Origin of the sequence: Pseudomonas sp. Sample_9 (assembly GCF_004307535.1) — a bacterium.
Taxonomy (GTDB): Bacteria; Pseudomonadota; Gammaproteobacteria; order Pseudomonadales; family Pseudomonadaceae; genus Aquipseudomonas; species Aquipseudomonas mercuritolerans.
The window spans coordinates 59,037-68,175 of the sequence record NZ_RAZO01000336.1; the positions used below are offsets into that span (position 1 = coordinate 59,037).

Sequence of the window (9,139 nt, forward strand, 5' to 3'; positions counted from 1 at the left end):
CAGCGTCTATGGTGTTCTGGTTCGGTGAGTGTGTTTTTGCCCTGAAGACGAAGGAGTGTTGAGTCATGCGCGAAAAACCAGCGACGGGCGTGGTGCCCAGCCCCGCCGTGTTTATCAACGCCCAGAGTGCGATCGCCGGTCTGCGTGGCAGGGACCTGCTGTCGACACTGCGCAGCGTCGCCGCCCACGGCTTGCGCAATCCGTTGCACAGCGCAAAGCATGCGCTGAAGCTTGGCGGACAGTTGGGCCGCGTGCTGCTCGGCGAAACCCTGCACCCGACCAACCCGCAAGACAGCCGCTTCGCCGATCCGGCGTGGAGCCTCAACCCGTTCTACCGGCGCAGCCTGCAGGCGTATCTGGCCTGGCAGAAACAGGTCAAAAGCTGGATCGATGAAGGCGACATGAGCCCTGAAGATCGTGCCCGTGCGCACTTCGCTTTCACTCTGCTCAATGACGCCGTGGCGCCCTCCAACACCCTGCTCAATCCGCTGGCGGTCAAGGAGCTGTTCAATTCCGGCGGGCAGAGTCTGGTGCGTGGCCTGAGCCATCTGTTCGATGATCTTTTGCACAACGACGGCCTGCCCCGGCAGGTGACCAAGCAAGCGTTCGAGGTCGGCAAAACCGTGGCGACCACCAGCGGATCGGTGGTCTTTCGCAATGAAATGTTCGAGCTGATCCAGTACAAATCGATGAGCGAAAAGCAGTACGCCAAGCCGCTGCTGGTGGTGCCGCCGCAAATCAACAAGTACTACATTTTCGATCTGAGCCCTCAGAACAGCTTCGTCCAGTACGCCCTGAAAAACAGCCTGCAGACCTTCATGATCAGCTGGCGCAACCCGGATGCGCGTCATCGCGAGTGGGGCCTGTCGAGTTATGTCGAAGCGGTCGAAGAAGCGATGAACATCTGCCGGGCGATTACCGGCGCCCGCGAAGTCAACCTGATGGGCGCCTGCGCCGGCGGCCTGACCATCGCCGCCCTGCAAGGGCACTTGCAGGCCAAACGGCAATTGCGCCGGGTCGCCAGCGCGACGTATCTGGTCAGTCTGCTCGACAGCCAGATCGAGACCCCGGCCACGCTGTTCGCCGACGAGCAAACACTGGAAGCGGCCAAGCGTCGCTCGTACCAGCGAGGCGTGCTCGACGGTCGCGACATGGCCAAGGTCTTCGCCTGGATGCGCCCCAACGATTTGATCTGGAGCTATTTCGTCAACAACTACCTGCTGGGCAAGGAGCCGCCAGCCTTCGACATCCTCTACTGGAACAATGACAACACGCGCCTGCCGGCGGCGCTGCACGGCGATCTGCTGGACTTCTTCAAGCACAACCCGCTGATCCACGCTGGCGGTCTCGAGGTGTGCGGTACGCCGATCGATCTGCAGAAGGTCAATGTCGACAGCTTCAGCGTCGCCGGCATGAACGACCACATCACGCCGTGGGACGCGGTGTATCGCTCGACCCTGCTGCTCGGTGGCGAGCGACGTTTCGTGCTGTCCAACAGCGGCCACGTGCAGAGCATCCTCAACCCGCCGAGCAACCCGAAAGCTGCCTACGTCGAGAACGCCAAACTGAGCAGCGACCCGCGTGCCTGGTACTACGATGCCAAACACGTCGACGGCAGCTGGTGGCCGCAGTGGCTGGAATGGGTCGCGCAGCGCTCCGGCGCCCTGAATGAGACTCGCACCACCCTCGGCAATCCGAACTATCCACCGATGGAAGCGGCACCCGGCACCTATGTGCATGTGCGCTGACGCTCAACCGAAATTTTCTAAGAAGACTGGATGAAAACCCGCGACCGGATCCTCGAATGTGCACTGCAACTGTTCAACGAAAAGGGTGAGCCGAACGTTTCCACCATGGAGGTGGCCAACGAAATGGGGATCAGCCCGGGCAATCTTTACTACCACTTCCACGGTAAAGAACCGCTGATTCTCGGCCTGTTCGAACGCTTCCAGCACGAGCTCGCGCCCCTGCTCGACCCGCCGCCGGACGTGGAGCTTGCACCGGAGGACTACTGGCTGTTTCTGCATTTGATCGTCGAGCGACTGGCGCAATATCGGTTCCTGTTCCAGGACCTGTCGAACCTCGCCGGGCGCTTGCCGAAACTGGCCAAGGGGATTCGCAATCTGCTCAATGCGCTGAAGCGGACGCTGGCGTCGTTGTTAGCGCGCTTGAAGGCTTCGGGGCAACTGGTCAGCGATACCCAGGCCTTGGGGCAACTGGTGGAGCAGGTGACCATGACGCTGCTGTTCTCGCTGGATTACCAGCGGATTCTGGATCGTGAGGGTGAGGTCAGGTTGGTGGTTTATCAGATCATGATGCTGGTGGCGCCGCATTTGCTGCCGCCAGTGAAGGTGGCGACAGAGCGGATGGCCTTGCAATACCTTGAGGATCACGACTGACCCAAAATCAAAAGATCGCAGCCTTCGGCAGCTCCTACATTTGAAATGCGTTCCCTTGTAGGAGCTGCCGAAGGCTGCGATCTTTTGATCTTCAAAAAAACGCCCGACCTTCACAGGCCGGGCGTTTTTGATTTGCCCTGCAATCAGGACTGACTGGATGGCGTCGACGGTGTCGATGCTGCAGTCGGAGTAGCGGCTGCCGTAGGCGCCGCAGCGGAGTTTGCCGCGTTGGCCGGAGCTGTTGGAGCAGTCGATGGTGCGGCGGCCGGTTTCGGCGCAGCGGCTTTCGGCGCGGCCGGTTTTTTCACTGCAGGCTTTTTCGCCGCAGCCGGTTTGGCCGCAGGCTTCGCAGCGGGTTTGGCAGCAGCAGTTTTCGCTGCTGGCTTGGCCGCTGGTTTCGCTGCAGCTTTAGCCGCTGGTTTCGCTGCAGCTTTAGCCGCAGGTTTTGCTGCCGCTTTGGTTGCCGGTTTCGCAGCGGCCTTGGCGGCAACCGGTTTGGCTGCCGCTTTGGCCGCAGGCTTGGCGGCTGCCGTTTTGGCCGCAGCTTTCGCCACAGGTTTTGCCGCCGCTTTGGCCAGTGGCTTGGCTGCGGTTTTCGCCGCAGGTTTGGCCGCTGCAGTTTTAGTGGCAGGTTTCGCCGCCACAGGCTGAGCTTTCAGACCGGTGAGTTTTTCGATCTGCTTGGTCAGCGTGTCGACCTTGGCGTTGAGCGCCTTGACCTCATTGCGGCTCGGCACACCCAGGCGCGAAATCGCGCTGTTCAGGCGCTTGTCGAACGCGCCTTCCAGCTCGTCCCACTTGCCCATGGCGCGGTCTTTCACGCCGCTGATGCGCGACTTGGCCGAGGAGGTCGAGTCCTCGACTTTCTTGCCGACGGCAGTCTTGGTGAGCTTCTCGGCTTTCTCGCCGTCTTTGACCAATGCATCGAAGAGTTTGCTGCCGTCAGTGTCGATCTTCGAGTACACGCCTAAACCAGCCAGCCAGATTTTGCGGGAGTAGGACTCGACCTTCCCGACCCACGAGCTGCTTTCTTTATCGGTGTTCTTTTTGCCAGCCATCCCGTTCTCCTTAAGATTTTCGCGCGACGCGTTCGAGCAATGCCGTCAGCTCATCGAGCTTAGCAGAGAGTGCCTCAACGTCATGTTTAGACGGAATGCCGATCCGATTCAAGGCGCTGGCCACACGGTTGTCGAAGGCCTTCTCGACCTTGTCGAGCTGAACTTCAACGCGACCCTTGAACGAGCTGACCTGCGTGGCCGCGTCGTCGATCTCGGCGTTGGCCGCGAGGAGTTTTTCGCTGACGGCCTTTTTGCCTTTCTTTTCAACGGTTTGACCGGCGGCCACGAGCTCCTGAAAGTACTCGCTGCCCTCCTGGCCGACCTTGGTGTAGGCGCCCAGGCCTGCCAGCCAGATCTTGCGGGCATAGGATTTGACGTCGCTCAGAGTGGAAGTCGGAGCGTCGATTTTTTTCTTCAAAATGACTTTGGCCATGGTGCACCTCACGCGCAGAAGGTTTGAGGAACTGCCGGACGAGTGTCGGGCTCAAGCACAAAGTAGGCAGAAAAATTAGAAAGGGCACCCTAACCAGCGGGAGCAACACAAAACAAATGTGGGAGCGAGCCTGCTCGCGAATGCGGTTTGTCAGTCACGGATAATTTGACTGAAAGACCGCTTTCGCGAGCAGGCTCGCTCCCACAGGGGACTGGATTTCAATCTGGAAATCAGGCCAGGGCTTTGTCGAGGGCCTTCTCTATCTCGGCTTTGATCATGCCGCTCATGGCCGACATCATCAGGCCCAGTTCGACGTCGACCCTGATCGAGTCGTCCGCCACATGCACTTCGCCTTTCACGCCCGAGCGCTTGAGGTTCAGGGTGTCGCCCGACCATTGCGGCTCCAGGCCGTATTGTTCATTGAGCTTTTTGGCCAGTTTGTCGGCCTTTTCGCGGGCGGCGTCCTTGCCCAGGGTGTGGGCGCGCTCAACACTGATTTTGGCCATGGAATGACTCCTGATGATTGAATGGCTGACGTTGAATCTTGACCGCATCTGCGGCAAATCGTCCCGAAGGTTGCCCATCTTACCTTTAGCCATTCCAAGACAAAGCATGGCTTGGGGATTAGAATGTCGCGCATTCTCTTTTGGTGACAGCGATATGACTGATCAGCGCAAAGGCAGCGATGCCGAACCCACCACTCACTTCGGCTTCAAAAACGTTCCGGAAAGCCAGAAAGCGGAAAAAGTCGCTGAGGTTTTCCATTCCGTAGCCGCGAAATACGACCTGATGAACGACCTTCTGTCGGGCGGCATGCACCGTCTGTGGAAGCGTTTCGCGATCGAGCTTTCCGGCGTGCGCAGCGGCAACCGCGTGCTCGACATCGCCGGTGGCACCGGCGACCTGACCCGCAAGTTCTCGAACCTCGTCGGCCCGACCGGCCAGGTCGTGCTGGCCGACATCAACGAGTCGATGCTCAAGGTCGGCCGTGATCGTCTGCTCGATCTGGGCGTTGCCGGCAACGTCGAATTCGTCCAGGCCGACGCGGAAAAACTGCCGTTCCCGGACAACCATTTCGACTGCGTGACCATCGCCTTCGGCCTGCGCAACGTGACGCACAAAGAGGACGCGCTGCGTTCGATGCTGCGCGTGCTCAAGCCCGGCGGACGCCTGCTGGTACTGGAATTCTCCAAGCCGACCAACGCGCTGATGTCGAAAGCCTACGACGCCTACTCGTTCGCCTTCATGCCGCTGATGGGCAAGCTGATCACCAACGATTCGGAAAGCTATCGCTACCTGGCCGAATCGATCCGCATGCACCCGAATCAGGAAACCCTGAAGTCGATGATGGTCGAGGCCGGTTTCGACCGCGTGACCTATCACAACATGACCGCAGGCATCGTCGCCCTGCACCGCGGCATCAAACCCTGATGTTGCTCACCGGGCTGCTCGCCAGCGTCGAACTCGGCCTCAACCGGGTGCTGCGTCTCGACAGCACGGCGCTGCCGCGCCTGGCGCATTTGACCGGCAAGGTGATTGCCGTCGACTGCCGCAGCCCGGGGCTGCAACTGTTCATCCTGCCCAGCGACGAAGGCCTGATGCTGGCTGCGCAGTGGGCAGCGGACGTCGATTGCACGTTGCGTGCACCGGCCTCGAGCCTGGTGAAACTGGCCCTGAGCAAAGACAAGACCGCCGTGCTGCACGCACCGGAAGTCGAGCTCGATGGCGACAGCGGTGTGTTGCTGGAACTGGCCGGCGTGCTGCAGGATCTTGAGCTGGACTGGGAGTACGAACTCTCGCGCTGGCTCGGGCCGGTCGCCACGCAATTGCTCGGCGGCCATCTGCGCAGCCGCGCGCACTGGTATCAACAAGGATTTGCCAGCCTCAACCAGAATCTTGCCGAATACCTCGCCGAAGAATCGCGCACCCTTGTCGGGCAGCGCGAAGCCGAAGCGCGATTCAGCGAACTGGACCGGATCAAACTTGATCTGGAACGACTCGAGGCGCGTTTCGAGCGCCTTTCCCGATCCCTCGACCCAAGCGATAACGCATGAAGCTGCTTGCCGTCCGCCGTCTGTTGCGCATCCAGCGCGTCGTGATCCGCTACCGCCTCGATGACCTGCTGTTCGATCTGCCACTGCCCTGGTTCCTTCTGGCCGTGCGCTTTTTGCTGCCGTGGCGCTGGCTGCCGCGCAAGCCGCTGGAGCTCAACCGTGGCGCGCGCTTGCGTCTGGCGTTGCAGGATCTGGGGCCGATCTTCATCAAGTTCGGGCAGATCCTTTCGACCCGCCGCGACCTGTTGCCGGAAGACATCGCCGATGAGCTGATGCTGCTGCAGGACCGCGTGCCGCCGTTCGATTCGCAGGTGTCGATCAAGCTGATCGAAGAACAGCTGGGCAAGAAAATCAGCGAAGTGTTCAGCCGTTTCGACGTCGCACCGCTGGCCTCGGCCTCGGTAGCGCAGGTGCATGCGGCGCAGCTCAAAAGCGGCGAAGAAGTGGTGGTGAAGGTCATTCGCCCGGGTCTGAAGCCGATCATCGCGCAGGATCTGGCATGGCTGTTCATCCTCGCCCGCGCGGCGGAAAAATTCTCCGCTGATGCGCGCCTGCTGCACCCGGTCGACGTGGTGCAGGATTACGAAAAGACCATTTACGACGAACTCGATCTGTTGCGCGAGGCGGCCAACGCCAGCCAGTTGCGCCGCAACTTCGAAGGCTCGCAGCTGCTTTATGTACCGCAAGTCTATTGGGACTGGTGCCGGCCGAAAGTGCTGGTGATGGAGCGCATCTACGGGATTCAGGTCACCGACCTGGCGACCCTCGCCGACCAGCGCACCGACATGAAAATGCTCGCCGAGCGCGGCGTGGAGATTTTCTTCACTCAGGTGTTCCGCGACAGTTTCTTCCACGCCGACATGCACCCGGGCAACATCTTCGTCAGCACGGTCAATCCGTGGAGCCCGCAATACATCGCGATCGACTGCGGCATCGTCGGCAGCCTGACCCCGGAAGACCAGGATTATCTGGCGCGCAACCTGTTCGCCTTCTTCAAGCGTGACTACCGCCGTGTGGCGCAGTTGCACATCGATTCGGGCTGGGTGCCGGCGGAAACCAAACTCAACGAATTCGAAGCGGCGATCCGTACGGTGTGCGAACCGATCTTCGAAAAACCGTTAAAAGATATTTCATTTGGCCAGGTGCTGATGCGCCTGTTCCAGACCGCTCGCCGTTTCAACATGGAAGTGCAGCCGCAACTGGTGCTGTTGCAGAAGACCCTGCTGAACATCGAAGGCCTCGGTCGTCAGCTGTATCCGGATCTGGATCTGTGGAACACCGCGCAGCCGTTTCTCGAGCGCTGGATGCGCGAACGCGTCAGCCCGAAAGCCTTGCTGGGCAACGTGCAGAGCCAGCTGGAGCAGATTCCGCACCTGTCGAACATGGCTCGCGATCTGCTCGAACGCATGTCGCAACCTCACGCCAAAGACCCACCGCCGCCGTGGCGCAAACGCAAGGACGACTGGTTCCTGCGCCTGCTCGGCTGCGCGCATCTGGCCGGCGGCGCGATCCTCGCAGCGGGTGGTCCGTTGACCGAGTGGTCGCACTGGCCCGCCGGAATCATGATCGCGGTCGGTTTGTATCTGGTCGTTCGCCGATAGCACGAATCAGCTGCAAGTTATAAGCTGCCAGCTGCAAGCTTGACGACACCGGAACACCGCAACCTGCTTTTACTTGCAGCTTGAAGCTTGAAACTCGAAGCTGCTTTTCAGGAATTGAAGATGAAAAACTGGCTGGACGAGATCAAGTGGGACGCTGACGGCCTGGTGCCGGCGATTGCCCAGGATCACAAGACCGGGCGCGTATTGATGATGGCTTGGATGAACCGCGAAGCGCTCGAACTGACCGCTGCGGAAAATCGTGCAATCTACTGGTCACGTTCCCGTGGCAAGCTGTGGCGCAAGGGCGAAGAGTCCGGCCATGTGCAGACCCTGCATGAGATGCGCCTGGACTGTGACGCCGACGTGATCATCCTGATGGTTGAACAGATCGGCGACATCGCCTGCCACACCGGCCGTCAAAGCTGCTTTTACCGGGTCTTCGAAAACGGCGACTGGAAAACGGTCGACCCGGTTCTGAAAGACCCGCACGCTATCTATACCGCAGGACACACACATGAGTGACACACTCACCCGTCTGGCCGAAGTGCTCGAAGAGCGCAAAGGCGCAGCCGCCGACAGTTCGTACGTCGCCAGCCTGTATCACAAGGGGCTGAACAAGATTCTGGAGAAAGTCGGCGAAGAGTCGGTCGAAACCATTATTGCCGCCAAGGATGCCGCCATCAGCGGCGATTGCAGTGATGTGATCTACGAGACCGCCGACCTGTGGTTCCACAGCATGGTCATGCTCGCCCAACTGGGGCAGCATCCGCAGGCCGTGCTGGATGAACTGGACCGTCGCTTCGGCCTGTCCGGACACGCCGAGAAAGCCTCGCGTCCGTCCGCCTGAACAACTTTTAGAGAGGAATCGCCACATGGGCATTTTTGACTGGAAACACTGGGTCGTCATTCTGATTGTCGTGGTGCTGGTATTCGGTACCAAGAAACTGAAAAACCTCGGCACCGACGTTGGCGAGTCGATCAAGGGCTTTCGCAAAGCCATGAACGACGATGAAAAACCGGCCGAACCAAACGTGACCCCGCCGGCCCAGCCTGTGCCACCGGTGCAGCCGCAAACCACTGCTCAGGCCAACCCGCCGCACACCATCGACGTGCAGGCGCAGAAAGTCGAAGAGCCGATCCGTAAAGACGTGTGAGCACTGACTAATGTTTGGTATCAGCTTCTCTGAACTGCTGCTCGTCGGCCTCGTCGCCCTGCTGGTGCTCGGCCCCGAGCGTCTGCCGGGCGCTGCGCGCACCGCCGGTCTGTGGGTCGGCCGCCTGAAGCGCAGCTTCAACGCGATCAAACAGGAAGTTGAACGTGAAATCGGTGCCGACGAGATCCGTCGGCAACTGCACAACGAACATATTCTGTCGCTGGAGCAAGAGGCGCGGAAGATTTTCAATCCGAACCAGCAGGAGCCGACGCCGGTCGAGCCTGTGGGCGAGCAGACGATTCACAGCGCTGCCGCTCCCACTGCACCTGCACCTGCACCTGCACCTGTTGTAACACCGCCAGGACCGGCGCCGGTTACCACAGACACATCGGTTGAACACGTAGCGCCCTCCGCCGCGCCGACTACACCAGCGCCTCAAG

Annotated in this window: 12 protein-coding genes; 9 read left to right on the forward strand and 3 right to left on the reverse strand. The window is 60.2% G+C overall.

Going from position 1 to position 9,139, the window contains the following annotated elements; translation table 11 throughout:
* Positions 1-65 precede the first annotated feature (65 nt).
* The gene (gene phaC / locus D6877_RS19195; protein WP_130911784.1) at positions 66-1,748 is read left to right on the forward strand and encodes a class II poly(R)-hydroxyalkanoic acid synthase; all 1,683 of its coding nucleotides are present in this window, start codon (positions 66-68) and stop codon (positions 1,746-1,748) included.
* Positions 1,749-1,778: 30 nt separating this feature from the next.
* Entirely contained in the window at positions 1,779-2,399 is a 621-nt protein-coding gene (locus D6877_RS19200; RefSeq protein WP_024011259.1) for a TetR/AcrR family transcriptional regulator, read from the forward strand.
* 143 nt (positions 2,400-2,542) lie between these two features.
* On the opposite strand, the gene D6877_RS19205 is transcribed toward D6877_RS19200, so the two are convergent.
* From D6877_RS19205 to D6877_RS19215, 3 genes are all read right to left on the reverse strand, one after another.
* Positions 2,543-3,457 (reverse strand): phasin family protein, encoded by a 915-nt coding sequence (locus D6877_RS19205; protein ID WP_130911785.1) that lies wholly within the window; start codon positions 3,455-3,457, stop codon positions 2,543-2,545.
* Between the two features lie 10 nt (positions 3,458-3,467).
* On the reverse strand, positions 3,468-3,890 hold the full coding sequence (locus D6877_RS19210) for a phasin family protein (RefSeq protein ID WP_016772067.1): 423 nt from the start codon (positions 3,888-3,890) through the stop codon (positions 3,468-3,470).
* Between the two features lie 230 nt (positions 3,891-4,120).
* Positions 4,121-4,396, reverse strand: a complete 276-nt coding sequence (locus tag D6877_RS19215) for a polyhydroxyalkanoic acid system family protein (protein WP_016772068.1) — start codon at positions 4,394-4,396, stop codon at positions 4,121-4,123.
* A 154-nt stretch (positions 4,397-4,550) separates the two neighbouring features.
* Between D6877_RS19215 and ubiE the strand changes: the two genes are divergently transcribed.
* The 7 genes from ubiE to tatB form a co-directional block, all read left to right on the forward strand.
* Entirely contained in the window at positions 4,551-5,321 is a 771-nt protein-coding gene (ubiE, locus tag D6877_RS19220; RefSeq protein WP_016772069.1) for a bifunctional demethylmenaquinone methyltransferase/2-methoxy-6-polyprenyl-1,4-benzoquinol methylase UbiE, read from the forward strand.
* Entirely contained in the window at positions 5,321-5,944 is a 624-nt protein-coding gene (locus D6877_RS19225) for an SCP2 domain-containing protein (RefSeq protein WP_130911786.1), read from the forward strand. The genes ubiE and D6877_RS19225 overlap by 1 nt, the downstream gene beginning before the upstream one ends.
* The gene (gene ubiB, locus D6877_RS19230) at positions 5,941-7,545 is read left to right on the forward strand and encodes a ubiquinone biosynthesis regulatory protein kinase UbiB (protein ID WP_130911787.1); all 1,605 of its coding nucleotides are present in this window, start codon (positions 5,941-5,943) and stop codon (positions 7,543-7,545) included. The genes D6877_RS19225 and ubiB overlap by 4 nt, the downstream gene beginning before the upstream one ends.
* Positions 7,546-7,665: 120 nt before the next feature.
* Positions 7,666-8,067 carry a phosphoribosyl-AMP cyclohydrolase gene (hisI, locus tag D6877_RS19235; protein ID WP_130911788.1) on the forward strand — a complete coding sequence of 134 codons (402 nt, stop codon included), beginning with the start codon at positions 7,666-7,668 and terminating at the stop codon, positions 8,065-8,067.
* Positions 8,060-8,392, forward strand: a complete 333-nt coding sequence (locus D6877_RS19240; protein ID WP_008047820.1) for a phosphoribosyl-ATP diphosphatase — start codon at positions 8,060-8,062, stop codon at positions 8,390-8,392. Before hisI ends, D6877_RS19240 begins: the two co-directional genes overlap by 8 nt.
* Before the next feature lie 25 nt (positions 8,393-8,417).
* A complete protein-coding gene (locus D6877_RS19245) occupies positions 8,418-8,699 on the forward strand; it encodes a twin-arginine translocase TatA/TatE family subunit (RefSeq protein WP_073471591.1) in 282 nt (93 codons plus the stop codon).
* A 10-nt stretch (positions 8,700-8,709) separates the two neighbouring features.
* The coding region (gene tatB / locus D6877_RS19250) for a Sec-independent protein translocase protein TatB (protein WP_130911792.1) at positions 8,710-9,139 on the forward strand (430 nt) is incomplete at its 3' end.

Coding starts and splice junctions, on each gene's coding strand:
- D6877_RS19210 (WP_016772067.1), bottom strand. CDS start 3,890: ATGGCCAAAGTCATTTTGAAGAAAAAAATCGACGCTCCGACTTCCACT.
- D6877_RS19245 (WP_073471591.1), top strand. CDS start 8,418: ATGGGCATTTTTGACTGGAAACACTGGGTCGTCATTCTGATTGTCGTG.
- D6877_RS19215 (WP_016772068.1), bottom strand. CDS start 4,396: ATGGCCAAAATCAGTGTTGAGCGCGCCCACACCCTGGGCAAGGACGCC.
- D6877_RS19240 (WP_008047820.1), top strand. CDS start 8,060: ATGAGTGACACACTCACCCGTCTGGCCGAAGTGCTCGAAGAGCGCAAA.
- hisI (WP_130911788.1), top strand. CDS start 7,666: ATGAAAAACTGGCTGGACGAGATCAAGTGGGACGCTGACGGCCTGGTG.
- D6877_RS19200 (WP_024011259.1), top strand. CDS start 1,779: ATGAAAACCCGCGACCGGATCCTCGAATGTGCACTGCAACTGTTCAAC.
- D6877_RS19225 (WP_130911786.1), top strand. CDS start 5,321: ATGTTGCTCACCGGGCTGCTCGCCAGCGTCGAACTCGGCCTCAACCGG.
- ubiB (WP_130911787.1), top strand. CDS start 5,941: ATGAAGCTGCTTGCCGTCCGCCGTCTGTTGCGCATCCAGCGCGTCGTG.
- phaC (WP_130911784.1), top strand. CDS start 66: ATGCGCGAAAAACCAGCGACGGGCGTGGTGCCCAGCCCCGCCGTGTTT.
- D6877_RS19205 (WP_130911785.1), bottom strand. CDS start 3,457: ATGGCTGGCAAAAAGAACACCGATAAAGAAAGCAGCTCGTGGGTCGGG.
- ubiE (WP_016772069.1), top strand. CDS start 4,551: ATGACTGATCAGCGCAAAGGCAGCGATGCCGAACCCACCACTCACTTC.